17 protein-coding genes and 1 pseudogene are annotated in these 17,535 nt (G+C 59.9%); 7 read left to right on the forward strand and 11 right to left on the reverse strand.

Going from position 1 to position 17,535, the window contains the following annotated elements; all coding sequences use genetic code 11:
• Positions 1–3: 3 nt before the first annotated feature.
• The 3 genes from PS14A_RS16565 to PS14A_RS16575 are packed head-to-tail and all read right to left on the reverse strand — an operon-like array spanning position 4 to position 3,829.
• Entirely contained in the window at positions 4–1,086 is a 1,083-nt protein-coding gene (locus PS14A_RS16565) for a glycosyltransferase (protein ID WP_212616773.1), read from the reverse strand.
• A gap of 40 nt (positions 1,087–1,126) precedes the next feature.
• Complete coding sequence (locus PS14A_RS16570; protein WP_212616774.1) at positions 1,127–3,349, reverse strand: polysaccharide biosynthesis tyrosine autokinase; 2,223 nt, start codon at positions 3,347–3,349, stop codon at positions 1,127–1,129.
• Positions 3,350–3,388: 39 nt separating this feature from the next.
• A complete protein-coding gene (locus tag PS14A_RS16575; RefSeq protein ID WP_016775466.1) occupies positions 3,389–3,829 on the reverse strand; it encodes a low molecular weight protein-tyrosine-phosphatase in 441 nt (146 codons plus the stop codon).
• Positions 3,830–4,118: 289 nt separating this feature from the next.
• Between PS14A_RS16575 and PS14A_RS16580 the strand changes: the two genes are divergently transcribed.
• Together PS14A_RS16580 and tal are read left to right on the forward strand one after the other, a co-directional pair.
• A complete protein-coding gene (locus tag PS14A_RS16580; RefSeq protein WP_212616775.1) occupies positions 4,119–5,075 on the forward strand; it encodes a cellulase family glycosylhydrolase in 957 nt (318 codons plus the stop codon).
• A 202-nt stretch (positions 5,076–5,277) separates the two neighbouring features.
• Complete coding sequence (gene tal, locus PS14A_RS16585; protein ID WP_016775468.1) at positions 5,278–6,204, forward strand: transaldolase; 927 nt, start codon at positions 5,278–5,280, stop codon at positions 6,202–6,204.
• A 205-nt stretch (positions 6,205–6,409) separates the two neighbouring features.
• On the opposite strand, the gene rssC is transcribed toward tal, so the two are convergent.
• The 3 genes from rssC to PS14A_RS16600 all read right to left on the reverse strand — a co-directional run bounded on the left by rssC (position 6,410) and on the right by PS14A_RS16600 (position 9,107).
• Entirely contained in the window at positions 6,410–6,892 is a 483-nt protein-coding gene (gene rssC / locus PS14A_RS16590; RefSeq protein ID WP_003226553.1) for an anti-sigma factor antagonist RssC, read from the reverse strand.
• Entirely contained in the window at positions 6,889–8,073 is a 1,185-nt protein-coding gene (rssB, locus tag PS14A_RS16595) for a two-component system response regulator RssB (protein ID WP_212616776.1), read from the reverse strand. The genes rssC and rssB overlap by 4 nt, the downstream gene beginning before the upstream one ends.
• A gap of 344 nt (positions 8,074–8,417) precedes the next feature.
• Entirely contained in the window at positions 8,418–9,107 is a 690-nt protein-coding gene (locus PS14A_RS16600) for a VacJ family lipoprotein (protein ID WP_016775470.1), read from the reverse strand.
• Between the two features lie 199 nt (positions 9,108–9,306).
• On the opposite strand from PS14A_RS16600, the gene PS14A_RS16605 reads away from it, so the two are divergent.
• From PS14A_RS16605 to PS14A_RS26830, 3 genes and pseudogenes are all read left to right on the forward strand, one after another.
• Positions 9,307–9,927 carry an HAD family phosphatase gene (locus PS14A_RS16605; RefSeq protein ID WP_212616777.1) on the forward strand — a complete coding sequence of 207 codons (621 nt, stop codon included), beginning with the start codon at positions 9,307–9,309 and terminating at the stop codon, positions 9,925–9,927.
• Positions 9,928–10,035: 108 nt separating this feature from the next.
• Positions 10,036–10,299, forward strand: coding sequence for a DUF4404 family protein (locus PS14A_RS16610; RefSeq protein WP_016775472.1), 264 nt, complete (start codon positions 10,036–10,038; stop codon positions 10,297–10,299).
• A 56-nt stretch (positions 10,300–10,355) separates the two neighbouring features.
• Positions 10,356–10,463, forward strand: a pseudogene (locus PS14A_RS26830) (metal ABC transporter ATP-binding protein); the annotation flags it as partial.
• 23 nt (positions 10,464–10,486) lie between these two features.
• Here the strand turns inward: PS14A_RS26830 and queF are convergent.
• Complete coding sequence (gene queF / locus PS14A_RS16615; protein WP_212616778.1) at positions 10,487–11,317, reverse strand: NADPH-dependent 7-cyano-7-deazaguanine reductase QueF; 831 nt, start codon at positions 11,315–11,317, stop codon at positions 10,487–10,489.
• A gap of 61 nt (positions 11,318–11,378) precedes the next feature.
• The gene (locus tag PS14A_RS16620; protein ID WP_130887720.1) at positions 11,379–11,912 is read right to left on the reverse strand and encodes a cupredoxin family protein; all 534 of its coding nucleotides are present in this window, start codon (positions 11,910–11,912) and stop codon (positions 11,379–11,381) included.
• A gap of 166 nt (positions 11,913–12,078) precedes the next feature.
• Here PS14A_RS16620 and PS14A_RS16625 point away from each other — a divergent pair, with 166 nt between their 5' ends.
• Together PS14A_RS16625 and PS14A_RS16630 are read left to right on the forward strand one after the other, a co-directional pair.
• Positions 12,079–12,759 carry a heavy metal response regulator transcription factor gene (locus PS14A_RS16625; protein ID WP_071173049.1) on the forward strand — a complete coding sequence of 227 codons (681 nt, stop codon included), beginning with the start codon at positions 12,079–12,081 and terminating at the stop codon, positions 12,757–12,759.
• Positions 12,759–14,108 carry a heavy metal sensor histidine kinase gene (locus tag PS14A_RS16630; RefSeq protein WP_212616779.1) on the forward strand — a complete coding sequence of 450 codons (1,350 nt, stop codon included), beginning with the start codon at positions 12,759–12,761 and terminating at the stop codon, positions 14,106–14,108. Before PS14A_RS16625 ends, PS14A_RS16630 begins: the two co-directional genes overlap by 1 nt.
• Before the next feature lie 97 nt (positions 14,109–14,205).
• Here the strand turns inward: PS14A_RS16630 and PS14A_RS16635 are convergent, their stop codons facing one another.
• The 3 genes from PS14A_RS16635 to PS14A_RS16645 form a co-directional block, all read right to left on the reverse strand.
• Positions 14,206–15,450, reverse strand: coding sequence for a lipoprotein-releasing ABC transporter permease subunit (locus PS14A_RS16635; protein WP_024013627.1), 1,245 nt, complete (start codon positions 15,448–15,450; stop codon positions 14,206–14,208).
• Between the two features lie 63 nt (positions 15,451–15,513).
• Positions 15,514–16,197: a lipoprotein-releasing ABC transporter ATP-binding protein LolD gene (gene lolD, locus PS14A_RS16640; RefSeq protein WP_016775477.1), complete on the reverse strand. Its 684-nt coding sequence runs from the start codon at positions 16,195–16,197 to the stop codon at positions 15,514–15,516.
• 7 nt (positions 16,198–16,204) lie between these two features.
• Positions 16,205–17,455, reverse strand: coding sequence for a lipoprotein-releasing ABC transporter permease subunit (locus PS14A_RS16645; protein ID WP_212616780.1), 1,251 nt, complete (start codon positions 17,453–17,455; stop codon positions 16,205–16,207).
• Positions 17,456–17,535: the final 80 nt, after the last annotated feature.

Below are 17,535 nucleotides of genomic sequence, written 5' to 3' on the forward strand. Positions count from 1 at the left end.
TACTTAATAAGTGGGAGCGTGATACAGGTCGTAGGTCTGGCGGATCATCAACGCGGCGCTGAAACGTTCGCGGACAATGCTCCGACCTTCGTTGCCGAGGTCGAGCAGGCGCGGCTTCTGGATGATCGTCAACACGTCGGCCAGCGCCTGGTGATCACCGGACGGGAAGACGTAGCCAGACACTTCGTTGGTGACCAGTTCCGGCAGTGAGGTGCAGTTGCTGGCAATCACCGGCAGCCCCATGGCCATGCCTTCCAGCGGCACCATGGCAAAGCCTTCCCAGCGACTCGGCACGATCAGCGCATCGGCTTTCTGATACAGCGCCTGCACTTCACTCGGCGTCACCCACGGCAGGTACTCGACCGAATCCATCGGCGGGCACTCGACCGAGTCTTCGTTGACCGCACTACCAACCACCGTCAGTTTGAGGTCGTTGCGATTGACCTTGGCGTAGGCCTTGAGCAGCACGTCGAAGCCTTTCTGGTAATCCAGGCGCCCGACGAAAAGCAGATGAATCGGCTCGGCGCCAACGCTCTTCGGTGCGTCGTCCTTGTGGTGAATGCCGTTGTAGATCAGCTTCATGCGCTTGCGCTCGATGCCGAAACGCGCGGCTTTATCCAGCTCGTACTGGCTGACGCAGATGATCACGTCGGAGACTTTCTGCAGCACGCGCTCGATCCACGCATAGACTTTCTGCTTGGTCGGCGAGCTTTCCATCAGGAACGAAAACGCGTGCGGGCAGTAGACGATTTTCGGCTTGCGCCATGGTCGCAACAGCACGCACACAACACGGCCGATCACCCCGGAAAAGGTGCTGTGCAAATGCACCACGTCGGGCTTTTCCTTGAGCAGCACCTGGCTCAGACGCCAGGCGAAACGCAGCAGCGACGGCACGTTGCGGCCACTGCGCGGGAAGGTGCGCACCTGCTGCGGGGCGATGCCGTGCAGCTCCTTGGCCTGATCCTCGGGCACCAGATAGACCAGTTGATAATCCGCTGCGTCGTCTTCGGGCGATGCCGAGATCGTGCGGATCACCGTCGCCACGCCACCTTTGATCGTCTCTGCCACGTGCAGTATTTTTTTCACAACTCACCCACTTCAAACAGGAAAGAACAATCGGCAACCATCAGGATTTGTCGGACGCGTATTCGTAGTTGTAATAGCCAGTGCCGCCGTAATAGCTGGCCGCACGCTTCTCGACGCCGTTGAACACCGCGCCTTTCAACTCGATGCCGTTCTGGGCGAAGCGGCGAATGGTCAGTTCGATCTCTTTGGCCGGGTTCACCCCGAAGCGGGTGACGATCAGGCTGATGCCGGCCTCGCGACCGACGATGGCGGCATCGGTCACTGCCAGCAGTGGCGGCGTGTCGATGATCACCAGGTCGTAGCGCTCGCTGAGTTCTGCCAGCAGTTCGCGGAAGTTGGCGTGCATAAGCAATTCGGAAGGATTGGGCGGCACTTGCCCCCGGCTGATGAAATGCAGGTTGTCGACTTCGACCTTGTTGATCGCCTGTTCGAGGGTGCAGCGCTTGACCAGCAGGTCGGACAGACCGTTGCTGATCGGCGTGTTGAGGGTTTTGTGCAGGTGCCCTTTGCGCATGTCGGCATCGATCAGCACCACGCGCTGGCCGCTCAGGGCCATGACCGCCGCAAGGTTGGACGAAACGAAGGTCTTGCCGACCTGCGGGCTCGGCCCGGAAATCATGATGCGGTTGTTGGTCGAATCGAGCCCGGCAAAGTGCAGGCAGGTGCGCAGGCTGCGGATCGATTCGATCGACAGATCAGTCGGGTTGCGCAGCGCCAGCAGGTACGCAGGCTTGTCGACGCCATCGCGGGCGCGGCCCTTTTTGTTGTCCTCTTCTTCCTGCAAGGCGCTGTAGGGAATCGACGCGTAAACCGGCAGGCCCAACTGCTCGATGCCTTCTGGACCTTCAAGGCCTCGGCTAAGGGATTTGCGCAGCAGCACCAGCGCCACGCCGACAAACGCGCCGAGCAATGTCGCGATCAGCACGATCAGTGGTTTCTTCGGTTTGATCGGATTGGTCAGGTCGACATCGGCAGTGTCGATCAAGCGCACGTTGCCGACGGCCCCGGCGCGGACGATGTCGAGCTCCTGGGATTTGTTCAGCAACTGCGTGTAGATCTGCGAAGCCACCTCGACGTCGCGGGTCAGGTTGAGCAATTCCTGCTGAGTGGCCGGCAAGTCCTGAACCTTGCCCTCGAGAGATTTCTGCTGCTGGGTCAGCTCGCCGATCTGCGTCATCAAGGCGCGGTAGGCCGGGTGCTGTTTGGTGAACTTGCGATCGAGTTCGGCCTGCTGCATTTTCAGCTCGGAGATGCGCGTTTCCAGCGCCACCGACTGGCCCAGCACCGACTGGGTTTCCAGCGAGATGTTCACGGTCTTGCCGTGGGTCTGGTAGGCATTCAAGGCGTCGCTGGCCTTGGCCAGATCACGCTTGACCTGGGGCAACTGGCTTTGCAGAAAAGCGAGGCTCTGCGCGGCTTCCGCCGAAGTGCGCCGTACGTTTTGCTCGACGTAGAGCGAGGCGATCTTGTTGAGGATCTTCACCGCCTCGGCCGCGTCGGAGCTGGCCAGCGCCAGACGAATGATCCCCGACTCCTTGCCTTGTTCGGAGATATCCAGCGCGTCCTGATAGCCCTGGATGGTCACGATGCGTGGATTGCGCACCACCTGAAAGCGCGTGCCGGGGTTGGCCGCCAGTTGCGCGATCTGCCCTTCCACGCCGTCGTTGGCAAACGCTTCGCCGGCCACGCCTTCGGCGAGCAGATTGTCGTTTTCATCGAACAGTTGAAAACGCTGCTGTTCGCCGGCGACCAGGGTGAGTTTCTTGCCGAGCAGGTCTTTCGGCAATTGCAGCCGAGTGAATTCCAGACGTTCGCCGCCCCAGGCATAACTGTTCAAACCGAAACGCGGCGGCGCGACGCTGGTCTCGCTGTCACCGCGATAGCGCCGCGAAAGGAAGCCGCCGATCAACGGGAACGTGTTGGGGGTGACGTCGATATCCAGGCGCAGGTCGTCAACGGTTTTGCCGATCACCGCGCGGGATTTGATGATGCCGATTTCGGTCACCGACGGCGATTGCCCGCCGAGCATGCTGTTGAGGTCGGAGAAACCGAGCATGTCGTTCTTTTTCGGTTCGACCTGCACCAGCGCGTTCGCCAGGTACACCGGCGTTGCCAGCACCGCATTGGCGACGCCGGTGACCATGAAGGCACCGGTCAGCGCGCCGATCAGCCACTTCTGGTCGATCAGGCTGCCGAAGATGCCGAGCAGATCAATACTGTCTTGATCATTGTCGCGGGTGCCGATTACGGACGGTAACTGCATAAGTCTGTTCTTACCATTTACTGTTCTGAAGAATATTCATCAATGCCCGAGACGCTTCGCCCATGAACTAACAGCATCTTCAATCAATGCGTGGGCATGAATAAACGCGGCTTTGCCTTGACGATACGGATCATGTATTTCGCGCTCGCTCTGCCATTTACCGAGCAGAAACACTTTGCCTCTGGCGTGCGAGGCAATCTTCAGCACTTGATTGACGTGGGCTTTTTCCATGACCAGGATCAGGTCCGAGTCATTGACGATGTCCGAAGTCAGTTGCCGCGCCTTGAAGGCCTCGGCGCAATGCCCGTGCTCTTCGAGAACCTGCCGCGCCGAGGCTTCCACGCCCTCGCCCACGCGGGCAGACAAGCCGGCAGAGGACACAGTGATGGCGGACGGGCCCAGCGCGTTGCGCAGCAGCAGTTCAGCCGTCGGACTTCGGCATATATTGCCCACGCAGACAACGAGGATCTTTTTGAACAAGTCTTGCTTTCCTGTGTAATATCAAACAGCCAACATGCCGTGAAAGTTAATGAACCCTCACGACTTTCCTGCACTCAGAAATAGCTTCGCCCTGTTAGTACAGGAACATTAAGTACCACAGCGTTTTAAGCCGCCCCAACCACAATTAGCGGACTAAAAATAACTGTGATTTTCAGTTGCTGTTTTCCTGACAAAAAATAACATTCGCGCACTTAGTGCCATCACCGTTATCGGAAATTGAGTAACGGGATAAACATTCGTAGTTGTCATTCTCTTCAGGAGAGCAGACATGAAAACAGCACAGCGCAATACACTCGCCGCCCTCGCCCTGATGGCGCTCGGTGCCACCAGCCAGGTTCACGCCAGTGAGCTGTTCCCCAACCTTCCAGCAAAAACCATCGGCGTGCAGGTGAAAATCCAGAGCTTCACCGCCGCCGATGCCGCGCAAATCAAGGCAGCAGGCTTCAGCTTTGTGCGCTTCGGTGTGTGGAGCGACAGCCTCACCGCCAAGACGTATCAGAAACAGGTCAGCGACGCCTTCGCCGCCGCCGCTTCCGCCGGCCTGCCGGTGCTGCTGACGGTGCGCGCAATCAAGGCACTGCCGGCCACTTCGCCCGAGGAGCTGAACGCCGCCGGCGCTAAGTTCGCCAACACCGTGACCGGGCTGGAAAAAACCTGGAGTTCGCAATTGGTGGCGATCGAAATCTGGAACGAGCCGGACCTGGAAACCTATTGGCCGACGCGCAATTTCGATACCACCTTCGTGCCGTTCATGGCCGGCATGTGCAAGGCCTTCGAAGCTCAGCCGCAGACGACGCCACGGGTCGGCTTCGGCTTCGCCCGGCCGCCAAGCGCGGGCTCGGCGTCGACGGTGGCGATGAAAAGTATCGTCAGCGATTACCCGAAATGCCTCAACGCGGTTTCCTATCATCCTTATGGGATGACCGCGACGCAGATCAGCAACGCACAGACCTTCATCCAACAGAACTTCAATCTGCCGGGGGTCATCAGTGAATGGGGGGTTTCGGCCCTCGCCTCCAACGGTGGTCCTGAGGGGCAAGCAACCAAGATCAACGCGTTTATTACCGACGTTAAACGCCTGAATATTCCCCTGACCTCTATCTATGAATGGCGGAACAGTGATTCGGGCAGCAACGATCGCGAGAAGAACTTCGGCTTTCTCACCTCTGACGGTCAGCCAAAACCGGCACGGTTGTCCGTGGAAGGTGTGTTGAACGCTGGGTAGGACTCGGGCAACCGGCCTGTTCACAGGTCGGTTGCTTTGAACCTGTGGGCTGTTTTGGCATCGTATTCAGCGACACCGCGCCCCGCCTTTCAAACAATCGTTTTCAGGTTGTTGCCACAGGGGCCATCGATCCACGAATGCACCCTTGAGTGCCCGTCAGCGCTCGGGTAATGTCTTCAGACCCATAGGATAGAGCACGCCCATGACTTCCAAGCTGGAACAACTCAAACAGTTCACCACCGTGGTTGCCGACACCGGCGACTTCGAAGCGATCGCCCGAGTCAAACCGACCGATGCCACCACCAACCCTTCCCTGCTGCTCAAGGCTTCGGCCATTCACGGTTACGCCGAACTGCTGAACGATTGCGTTCGCGACTGCAAGGGCGACGTCGGCCTGGCCAGCGACCGTTTCGGCGTCGCAGTGGGCAAGGAAATCCTCAACGTGGTTCCGGGCCGCATTTCCACCGAAGTGGATGCGCGTCTGTCCTTTGACCAGGATGCGATCCTCAAGCGTGCGCATCGCCTGATCGAGCTGTACGACAAGGCCGGCGTGGGCCGCGACCGCGTGCTGATCAAGATCGCCTCGACCTGGGAAGGCATCCGCGCTGCCGAAATCCTCGAAAAGGAAGGCATCCAGACCAACCTGACCCTGCTGTTCTCTTTCGCCCAGGCCGCCGCCTGCGCTGACGCCGGGGTGTTCCTGATTTCGCCGTTCGTGGGCCGTATCTACGACTGGTACAAGAAGGCCAACGGCAACGACTACACCGGCGCCGATGATCCTGGCGTGCAGTCGGTGACGCGCATCTACAACTACTACAAGGCCAATGACTACAAGACCGTGGTCATGGGTGCCAGCTTCCGTAACATCAACCAGATCGAGCAACTGGCCGGCTGTGATCGCCTGACCATCAGCCCGGAACTGCTGGAGAAGCTCGCCGCCGACACCGGCAAGCTGGAACGCAAACTGGCGCCGGGCAATGCCGGTGAAGCGCGTCTGAGCCTCAACGAAGCGCAATTCCGCTGGTTGTCCAACGAGGACGCGATGGCCACCGAGAAACTGGCTGAAGGCATCCGTCAGTTCGCCCGCGACCAGGAAAAACTGGAAGCATTGCTCCAGGCCAAGCTGTGATTTGAGTTTGTAGAATGCAAAAAGGGCGAACCTGTGAGGGTTCGCCCTTTTTTGTGGCTGTTGGAAATCGGTAGTGCCCGCCTTCGCGAGCAGGCTCGCTCCCACAAGGGATTTGTGAGTGATCTCGATTGTGTGTCGAATAAAGATTCTGTGGGAGCGAGCCTGCTCGCGAAGAGGCTGGCCTAAGCATCCTCAATTCACTGAATCAATGCCGCTCCAGCGCATTCACCAGATCATGAAACGCTTCACGATTGGAATCGTTCAGGCCCATGAGAATCTTGTGCGCTTCCAGCACCTTGATTCGCACAACTTCTTCGGATTGGTCCTGATCCGGCAGGTCGTCCAGGCACTCCGGGCACGGCACCGGGTGGTTGACGATGTTGAACACCTGCTCGAAGCCCATCGACTGCAAAAGCCGAGTGATGTCTTCGTGGGTGGTGACAACCGTCGGCAACAGGCCGACCTTCTGCCGCGACAGGATCGACAGTTTGGCCAGCAGGCCCAACGTCGTGCTGTCGATGCTGCGGGTTTCGGTCAAATCGATCACGATCGCGTTGAAATTCAGCGCGGTGAAGATTTTCTCAATAGTCGCATCCAACGCCGAACACAGGGTCAGGCGAACTTCACCGACGAACTTCAGGACGAAGGTGCCGTCCTGCTCGGCGAACTGGATTCTACCGGTACTCATTGAAGATTCCTGCTCAACACCAACAGGGCGATATCATCCGGCATCTCCCCCAGCGTGGCCAAACCAAACACTTGCCGCAGGCCATCCAGGCTGCCGCCCGCTGACTTCACCCGTTCGGGCAAAGCAGCCTCTTTTTCTTTGAGCGTTGCTTCCGGCAAAAGGTCCAGAATGCCATCAGACATCAGCGTCAGGCTGAACGTCGGCGGCAGCTCAAGCACGTGGTCTTCGTAGGTGGCTTCATTGAAAAGCCCCACCGGCAGGCCACGGCCTTCGAGATAACGAACACTGTCAGGCGTGTACAACACAGGCAAAGGCAGATGGCCGCCGATGCTATAGGTCAACAAACCGGTCTCCTCGTCGATGACTCCACCGACCATTGTGACGTGTTTACCCAGCTTACAACTGATCAGCCCCCGGTTGATATGACCGAGCACTTCCGAAGGCTTGAACTCCGGCAAGGTACCGCTGCGTTTCGACTCGAAGAGCAAACGCGTGGTCATGAACTTCAACAGCACGGTGACGAAGGCCGATGACGCGCCATGCCCGGAAACATCCGCCAGATAAAACGCGACCCGGCGTTCGTCAACGCGGAAATAGTCGACAAAATCACCCGACAGGTACAGCGACGGGATGATCTGGTGGGCAAAATTGAATTCGTCGATGCTCCACGGGCTTTCCGGCAGCATGTTCATCTGCACCTGACGACCGGCGTTCTGGTCTTCCTGGAGCAGGTTCAGGCTGGCTTCGAGCTCGCGGTTGGCCTTTTCCAGCTTCTCGCTGTAGCGCTGGTTTTCCAGCAGCAGCCGCGCACGATCCAGGGCCCGGCGCACGGAGTGCTCGAGCACAGCCAGATCTTCGAGAGGCTTGATCAGGTAATCCGCCGCGCCCAGGCGCAGGGCCTCGACCGCGTCATTCATCACCCCGGCACCCGAGACCACGATCACCGGCGTATCGGGTGAGCGCTCGGTGACCTGACGGATCAGTTCGAGACCGCCCATCTGCGGCATGCGCAGATCGCAGATGACCAGATCGGGCTCGTCTTGCTCGAATACCTGAAGACCCTGTTGACCGTTGCCGGCCTGCAGGACGCTGAAACCACTGTCTTCCAGATAGGCCGCGAGGCTCGCGCGCACTACCTCGTCATCATCGATTATCAGCAGCGTGGCACTGGTTTTTGGCATGTGGGCAAACGGCGCCAGAATTAGGTTGGCGTAGTGAGCGGGGCAACGGCCCTGCGCAGACTACTGGATTCGCTTTCTAGCCTCTCTGTTGCAGCGCTTTCAAGCATTCGCCTGGCGCGCGGTTTTAAACAGAGGTGCCCTTCTAAGGCGCAGACGGTACTCCCATCCGCAGAGCGTTTCAAGCATGCGCCGATTGTCGCTTGACGACTTTGTTTGTCAAATCACCGGGAGTTATAAGAACGGCTCCCACGGTAACCCGATGGAAGGTAGCGGCAGTCGCAGGCGACGCTCTGGCGCGGACAAAAAAGGCGACCCGAGGGTCGCCTTCCTGTCGCCGGTCGAAATCAGAAATCGTCTTCGACCTGACCGTCCTTCACCTTGAACTCGCGGTTCTGCAGGTAAGCGTTGCGGATGAAGGTGTATTTGTCGCCGCTGATCAGCTTCTCGCTCGACAGCAGGCTGGCGCGGGTGTCGACGATGTTCAGGCCGAAGATCGAGTTACGCGTCGGCACGTGGTCGATGTAGCGGTACGCGCCGGTGAAGCTGTCGACGTATTTCGACGGTGCGTCACGCAGGGTGCTCGGGCCCATCAGCGGCAGCATCACGTACGGGCCGCTGCCTACGCCCCAGTAACCGAGGGTCTGACCGAAGTCTTCGTCGCTGCGGTTCAAGCCCATCTTAGTGCCGACATCAAAGAAGCCGAGCAGACCGAAGGTGGTGTTGAAAATCAGTCGGGCGGTATCAACGCCCGCTGCAGCGGGTTTGGCCTGGAGGATGTTGTTCGCCAGGTTGGTGACGTCACCGACGTTGCGGAACATATTGTGAATGCCGTCTTCAACGAACTGCGGGGTGATGAACTCATAACCCTGCGCCAGTGGCTTCAGCGCGTAGGTGTCAACGAAGTCGTTGAACTGGAAAATCGGCCGGTTGACGCTTTCCCAAGGGTCTTCTTCGGTGGCCGCCTGGGTGGCGAACGGCGCCAGCAACAGGCTGGCACATACACTTAGCTGAGTGAGCGAAGGGCTCCAGCGCATAGAAAAACTCCTTGGATTTGATACTGGCGCGGACCTCTCGGCCCAAGCATTAAGGCCGCTAGTATAAGCGTAAACGGCGATTTGGGCAGTGCGCCGCTGCAAGGATATGCAGGAAGTTTCCTACGCAGGCTTTCACCCGCCTGTCATGCAACTGTCACCCCAGCGCCCTAGTCTTGAGCGTTATTTCAGGGACGTTGCCATGACTCACGCCGAAACCTTGCCCGTCGCCGCGCCCGGCCTGACTGCCGTGCTGTTCGGCCTTAGCGGTTGCCTGGTGGATTTCGGTGCCCGTGCCGCGCAACAGCTCAACGCCCAGCCGGAACATGCCAAAACTACACCCGGCGCACTCGATAGCCTGAAAAGTTTGCAGCGCAAGGGAATTCCCTGCGCGTGGCTCGACGAATTGCCCCCTGCCCTCGCTCAGCCACTGGCCGCCTCGCTGCCAGACTGGATCAAACCGACGCAACATTCAGCAACAATGAATCCGTGGCCCGCCCCCAATGCCTGCTGGCAAGCGTTGATGGCTCTGAACATCGACCGCCTCGACGGCTGCGTGCTGGTCAGTGGTGAGCCGCGCCTGTTACAGGCCGGCCTGAATGCCGGACTCTGGACGATTGGCCTGGCGTCCTGCGGCTCGCTATGCGGCCTGAGCCCGAGCGAGTGGCAGGCTTTGTCACAAAAGGAACGCGAAAAGTTGCGCGGCAAGGCGACCGTACAGTTGTTCGGCCTGGGTGTGCATTCGGTGATCGATCATCTCGGCGAACTGGACGCCTGCCTCGCCGACATCAGCTTGCGCCGCGCCAAAGGCGAAAAGCCCTGATCGGCGTCATGCAGGTTTACCGAGAGTGGATTAATCTAAAGGTCAGCCACAGACCTTTGGCGCGTGGCTGCGGTCAATGCCAGTGCCTATTGATAAAAGGAAACCACCATGCCCGCCCAAGAACTGCAAAAACAGCTCGATACCCTGCGCGAGCAGCTGGAACACAATCCACCGCTGTCGGAAGCCGAGCGTGAGGATCTGCATGCGCTGATGGCGCAGATCGAATCGGAAATCCAGCTGGAAACTGCCACCCAGGACGCGAGCATCGCCGACGGCGTGAACCTGGCGGTCGAGCGCTTCGAAGTCGAACACCCGGCGATCGCCGGCACCCTGCGCAATATCATGAATACGCTGGGCAGCATGGGCATCTGACGCCCCGCCGCACAAAAAAGCCCTGCCAGCGATGGCAGGGCTTTTTCATTTGCAAAATGTGCATGCAAGCCCCTGTGGGAGCGAGCCTGCTCGCGAAGGCGTCGTGTCAGTCGACATCATCGTTGAATGAAACACCGCATTCGCGAGCAGGCTCGCTCCCACAAGGGATATCGCACATTCAGGATTTTTATTGACGTACGAGCCGATGATTCGGCAGCTGCACCTCTTCAGTGCTGCGATACGGGTTGATATCCAGCCCACCCCGGCGCACATAGCGCGCAAACACCGTGAGTTTCTCCGGCTTCAACAACCGCTGCAGATCAAGAAAAATCCGCTCAACGCATTGCTCATGGAAGTCCGAATGCTGGCGGAAGCTGACGATGTACTCCAGCAGGCTGGCGTGATCCAGCGCCGCGCCGCGATATTCCACCACGACGCTGCCCCAGTCCGGCTGGCTGGTCACCGGGCAGTTGGATTTGAGCAGATGGCTGTGCACGCTCTCCTCGACCACGCGCGAATTATCGCAACGCAGCAGCTCCGGACGCGGATGCTCATAATTGCTCACGCTGATATCCAGATCATCGATGCACACGCCCGGCAACGCCACCACGCCTTCAGCTTCCACGTCTTTCAGACTGCGCACCCGCACGCCCACCGGTTTGCCGGCAGCGGCGGACAGATCCTTGACCAGTGTCGCTTGCAATGTGGCAACGTCGGCGAACGGCGTCTGGTTCAGCGAGTTGAGGTAGAGCTTGAACGACTTCGATTCGATGATGTTCGGCGAATCCGCCGGGATGCTGAATTCAGCGATCGCCACCACCGGCTTGCCCGAGGGCAGCAGCCACGACAGCTCGAAGCAGTTCCAGAAATCCACGCCTCTATACGGCAGGGTTTCGGCGGTCAGGCCCAGCTCGGCCCATTTCGCGCTGCGCGGAATCGGGAACAGCAGGGACGGGGTGTAAGTGGCGATGTATTCGCTGGATTTGCCCAGCGGCGAATGTTCGGCTGCGGGATGCATGGCGGAAACCTGACTGAAGAATCAGCGGATTCTACCAGCCTTTGCCCGCGCCTTTGAGTGCTTACTGACTGACTGTCAGTTTGCCAACCATGCCGGCCTGATAATGCCCGGGGATATTGCAGGCAAACTCGAGCGCCGTGGCCTTGCTGAAAGTCCAGGTCAACTCGGCGGTTTTGCCCGGCTCGACCAGCACGCTGTTGAGGTCGTCATGCTGCATGCCATGGCCCATCGCCGCGTGATCCATGCCTGCCATGTCGTGGGACATTTCTTTCATGCCGGTAGGCGTGAGCATGCCGCTTTGCTGCATCTGCAACATTTCCTGCTGGTGACTGGCATGCATCGCCGCATCACCGAGGTTGAATTCGTGCAGCAACTGGCCTTTATTCACCAGCACAAAGCGAATCGTCTCACCGGCCTTGACCTGTATGGCTTTCGGGTCGAAGTTCATGTCGCCCATGACGACTTCGATAGTCCGCGTGGCCTGGCTCGCCGCTGCCGGCTGGCCGAAGGCGAAGGTGTGCACCGGTGTCGCCCAGGCTGGCGTACTCAATCCCAGCAGACAGGCGGCTATTTTCAGCGAGGTGCGCAAAAACATGGTCGTACTCCAACAAGAGAAGGTTCAGCCTGTGGGAAACTCTAACCACCCAGGACTGGCATCGACCTGACAGGCACATTACAACTTTGTCAGCTTGGCGCTCATCGCCGGATCTCACGGTATAACGCCTTCGCCCTTCCAAATACCAACCCCGCCCGAGTCGCCCATGAAACTGTTGATCGTCGAAGACCAAGCGAAAACCGGCCAATACCTGCGTCAGGGCCTGACCGAGGCCGGATTCAATACCGAGCTGGTGGCTGACGGCATCAGCGGCCAGCAATTGGCCTTGAGCGGCGACTACGCGCTGTTGATCCTCGATGTAATGCTGCCCGGGCGCAGTGGCTGGCAGATTCTCCAAGCGGTGCGTAGCGCCGGCCTCGACACGCCGGTACTTTTTCTCACCGCCAAAGACGCCGTGGAGGACAGGGTTCACGGCCTCGAACTGGGCGCCGACGATTATCTGGTCAAGCCGTTCGCCTTTTCCGAGCTGCTCGCGCGGGTGCGCAGCCTGTTGCGGCGTGGCAGCGCGATCGCCCAGGAAACCAGTCTGCAACTGGCCGATCTGCGCCTGGATCTGATCCGCCGTCGGGTCGAACGCAGCGGCCAGCGCATCGACCTGACCGCCAAGGAATTCGCCCTGCTGGAAATGCTCCTGCGCCGTCAGGGTGAAGTCTTGCCCAAATCGCTGATCGCCTCGCAGGTCTGGGACATGAATTTCGACAGCGACACCAACGTCATCGAAGTGGCGATCCGCCGATTGCGCCTGAAGATCGACGATGACTTTCCCAACAAGTTGATCCACACCGTGCGCGGCATGGGTTACGTGCTCGAAGAGCGTTCGCTGTGATGCGTCGTTGGTCCTTGAGCACGCGCCTGGCGCTGTTGTTTGCCGCTTGCACTGCGGTCGTCTCGCTGTTCGCCGGGGTGCTGTTCGACCGTGCCAGCGAGGCGCACTTCATCGAGCTTGACCAGCAACAACTGGAGACGAAACTGATCGGCCTGCGCCGCGCCTTGCAGGATCTCCAACCTGCCCAGCGTGAAGCGCGGCTGGCCGATGAACTCAGCCGTCAGGCCGATCTGTCGCTGCGCATCACCAGTGGCGATGGCCAGCACTGGTATGACAGCTCGGTGCAAATTCCGAAGAATCTGCCACTGCAAACCGGCCTGTCGACCATCAGTCATGACGGCACCGATTACCGTGTGCTGCGCGCCCCGCTCTACCCGGACGCAGCGGATTCGCCACAACTGACGCTGCTGCTGGACATCACCCATCACCAGCATTTTCTTACGCGCATGCAGCATCTGATCTGGCTGACCGTCGGCCTGTCGGCGTTGGCCACTGCCCTGCTCGGGGCCTGGGCCGCGCGCAGCGGTCTGCGCCCGTTGCGCCGCATGAGCGCGGTGGCCCGTGGGATTTCCGCGCAATCGCTGAATGCCCGCCTGCCTGAAGAGAAGATGCCACCAGAGCTTGCAGAAATGGCCTACAACTTCAACGCCATGCTCGCACGCCTCGACGATTCGTTTCAGCGCCTCTCAGCATTCTCCGCCGACATCGCCCATGAGCTGCGCACACCCTTGTCGAATCTGCTGACCCACACCCAGGTCACCCTCACCCGCCCTCGCGCACTGGAGGACTACCGCGAAGCGCTGCACAGCAACCTCGAAGAACTGCAATGGATGGCGCAACTGGTCAACGACATGCTCTATCTGGCCAAGGCTGACCACGGCTTGCTGATGCCCAAGCGCGAACCGCTGGAGCTGGCGGATGAAGCTGACATGTTGCTCGAGTTTTTTGCGCCATTGGCGGAAGACGCTGGCGTGAGTTTGAGCCGTGAAGGTGAGGCGCAAATCGAAGGTGATCGCGGCATGTTGCGCCGGGCCTTGTCGAACCTGCTGGATAACGCACTGCGGTTTACCCCGGCCGAGGGTTATGTGCGCTTGAGCATCGTCGACGAGGGGGAGATCGTGCGCGTCTGCGTCGAGAACAGTGGCGAGGGTATTTCCGCGCAATTACTGCCACGTCTGTTCGACCGCTTCTATCGAGCGGATCCGGCGCGGCAGGAAGGCAGCAGTGAGCATGCGGGGTTGGGGCTGGCGATTACCCAGTCGATCGTGCGGGCACATGGCGGGACGATTCATTGCGAATCGGAGGTGGGGTTTACGCGGTTTGTGATCCAGTTACCGAAGCAGAACTGAGGCCAGCAGGTCCGGCCCCTTCGCGAGCAGGCTCGCTCCCACAGGGAAATGCATTCCAACCGTGGGAGCGAGCCTGCTCGCGAAGGCGGTCTAAAGGTTACGAATATCTCAAGGCATGCGCCGGTTCGATCTTCGCCGCCCGCCACGCCGGATACACCGTGGCCAGGAAGCTCAGAATGAACCCCGCCGAGCAGATCAACAGCACATCGCCGCCCTGCAGTTCCGAAGGCAGGTTGCTGACGAAATACACGTCCGAACTGAAGATATGCTGGCCGGTCACGCGCTCGACCCAGCCGACCAGTTCGCTGACATTGAGCGCCGCAATCACGCCCAGCACGCCGCCAATGATGGTGCCGACAATACCGATCACCGTGCCCTGGACCATGAAGATCGCCATGATCTGCCGGGGCGTAGCGCCGATCGTGCGCAGGATGGCGATGTCGGCGCCCTTGTCGTTCACCACCATGATCAGCGTCGCGATGATGTTGAACGCCGCCACCGCGACGATCATCAGCAACAGCAGGCCGATCATGGTTTTTTCCATCTTCATCGCGCTGAACAGGCTGCCCTGGGTGTGGGTCCAGTCGTCAGCCTTGAAGTCAGCGCCGAGGCCACCGGCGATGTCCGCAGACACCTTCGGCGCCGCGTACAGATCCTTGACCGCCAGACGCACGCTCTGCACCTGATTCGGTTGCCAGTGCTGCATGGTCGCGGCATCGGCGACGTGGATCAGGCCCATCGAGCCGTCCAGCTCGGCGCCGACCTTGAACACGCCCACCACATTCAGGCGCTGCATGCGCGGGGTGATACCGCCCGGCGCGGTGCTGACTTCCGGGACGATCAGGGTGATCTTGTCGCCGACATTGAGGCGGAAACGCCGCGCGGTGATCTCACCGATCACCACACCGAATTCGCCCGGCTTCAATGCATCAAGACGCCCCTGGACGATGTGCTGGGCAACGATCGACACCTTGCCTTCCTGGGCCGGATCAACGCCGCTGATCTGGATCGGCTGCATCGAACCCTTGTAGGACAGCATGCCTTCCATCTCGGTGAACGGCACGGCGGCAGTCACTTCAGGATTTTTCATCGCGGCGGCGGCCACCGGCTGCCAGTCATCGATCGGCTTGACGCCAACGATGGTGGCATGGGGCACCATGCCGAGGATGCGCGAGCTCATCTCGCGCTGAAAGCCGTTCATCACCGACAGCACCACGATCATCGCCAGCACGCCGAGGGCGAGGCCGATCATCGAGGTCATCGAAATGAACGAAACAAAGCGATTGCGGCGCTTGGCGCGGGTATAGCGCGTGCCGATAAAGATCGATAACGGTCTGAACATTCGCTGGGGCACCGTATAGAAATAAAAGACCCGGCGCCGTTACGGGCGCCGGGTTTCAGCCAGTCAGATGGGAGTGAGGCAACCTTCCTGCAACTGCAGGACGCGGTCCATCTGGCGAGCCAGGTTCATGTCGTGCGTCACCACCAGGAACGCCGTGCGCATCGAAGTGCTCAGCTCCAGCATCAGGTCCTGGATGCCTTCGGCGGTGTGCAGGTCAAGGTTGCCGGTTGGCTCATCGAGCATCACCAGCCCCGGGTTGTTGACCAGGGCACGAGCGATGGCCACGCGCTGACGTTCGCCGCCGGACAATTCCGCCGGCTTGTGTTCCAGACGATGGCCGAGACCGACGCGCTCCAGCAATGCCGTGGCACGCTGGCGCGCCTCCGGGATGGCGGTCTTGCCGATCAGCAGCGGCATGCAGACGTTTTCCAGCGCGGTGAATTCAGGCAGCAGGTGGTGAAACTGGTAAACGAAACCAAGCGCGCGATTGCGCAGCAGGCCCCGCTTTTTCTCGCTCAAGGCCGACAGCTCTTCGCCGTCGAGCCAGACACTGCCCTTGCTCGGCGTATCGAGGCCGCCGAGCAGGTTGAGCAAGGTACTCTTGCCGGAACCGGATTTGCCCACGATCGCTACACGTTCGCCCGGGTGCAGCTCCAGTTGCAGGCCGGCCAGCACTTGTACCGACTCCGGACCCTCCTCGTAGGATTTGCCCAGGTTACGGCAGCTCAGAATTGCTTGTTCACTCATGCCCGACTCACTCATAACGTAACGCCTCCGCCGGCTGGGTGCGCGCGGCACGCCAGGCGGGATACAGGGTGGCGAGGAAACTCAGGACCAACGCAGCGGCGCAGACCATGACGACGTCCTGGCTCTGGACCTGCGAAGGAAGATAATCAATGAAATACACGTCAGCATTAAGGAACTTGTGGCCGATCAGCCCTTCAAGCGCCGAAATGGCCGCACTGACATTCAGCGCCGCAAGGATCCCGACCATCGCGCCGATGGCCGTGCCGACCACGCCGATCACCGTGCCCTGAACCATGAACGTGCGCATGATCGTTCCCGGAGTGGCGCCTAGGGTACGCAGAATGGCGATGTCGCCCTTCTTGTCGTTCACCACCATCACCAGCGTGGAAATAATATTGAACGCGGCGACGGCGACGATCAGCAGCAACAGCAGCCCGATCATGGCTTTTTCCATGCGGATCGCCTGATACAGGTTGCCGTGGGTACGGGTCCAGTCGCGGGCGTAGTAACGGTCTTCGCCGAGCTGCTGGGCGATGTTCCACGCCTCGCGCGGGGCCTGGAACAGGTCGTCGAACTTCAGTCGCAGGCCCTGCACCTGATCGGCTTTCCAGCGGTGCATTTTCGCCAGATCCTGCAGGTTGGTCACGCCGAGGTAACCGTCGAGCTCACCGGCGCCGACATGGAAAATCCCGACTACGGTGAAGCGCTTCATACGCGGGAACATGCCGGCCGGGGTCACGCTGACCTCGGGCGCAACAAAAGTGACCTTGTCGCCGATGCCGACGCCGAGCTTGGTCGCCGCCTTGTCGCCGATGACGATGCCGAAGCTGCCCGGTGTCAGGTCGTCGAGTCTGCCCTGCTTCATGAAGTTGTCGATGATCGACACATTGCGCTCGAGCGCAGGATCAATGGCATTGAGCAACACCTTGGAAACCTGACCGTTGTTGGTCAGCAGGCCCTGCATCTGGGTGAACGGCGCCACCGCCGTCACCTGCCGGTTCTGCTTGACCTTGTCGGCCAGGCTTTGCCAGTCGTTGATCGGCTCGCCGGTCTCGAGAGTGGCGTGGGGCACCATGCCCAGCACGCGGGTGCGCATCTCATGGTCGAAGCCATTCATCACCGACAGCACGACGATCATCACGACCACGCCAAGGGCGAGCCCGATCATCGAAGTCAGGGAAATGAATGACACAAAATGATTGCGACGCTTTGCACGGGTATAACGCGTGCCGATAAATACGAAGAGAGGTCTGAACATGTCGGGGCTTGTTCGGAGGGAAAAGGAACGTCCTTGTGGCGGGGGTCGAAAACCAGCTTTACACTCAGACCACCGCCGCT

This window comes from Pseudomonas sp. 14A (assembly GCF_018132745.1).
Taxonomy (GTDB): Bacteria; Pseudomonadota; Gammaproteobacteria; order Pseudomonadales; family Pseudomonadaceae; genus Aquipseudomonas; species Aquipseudomonas mercuritolerans.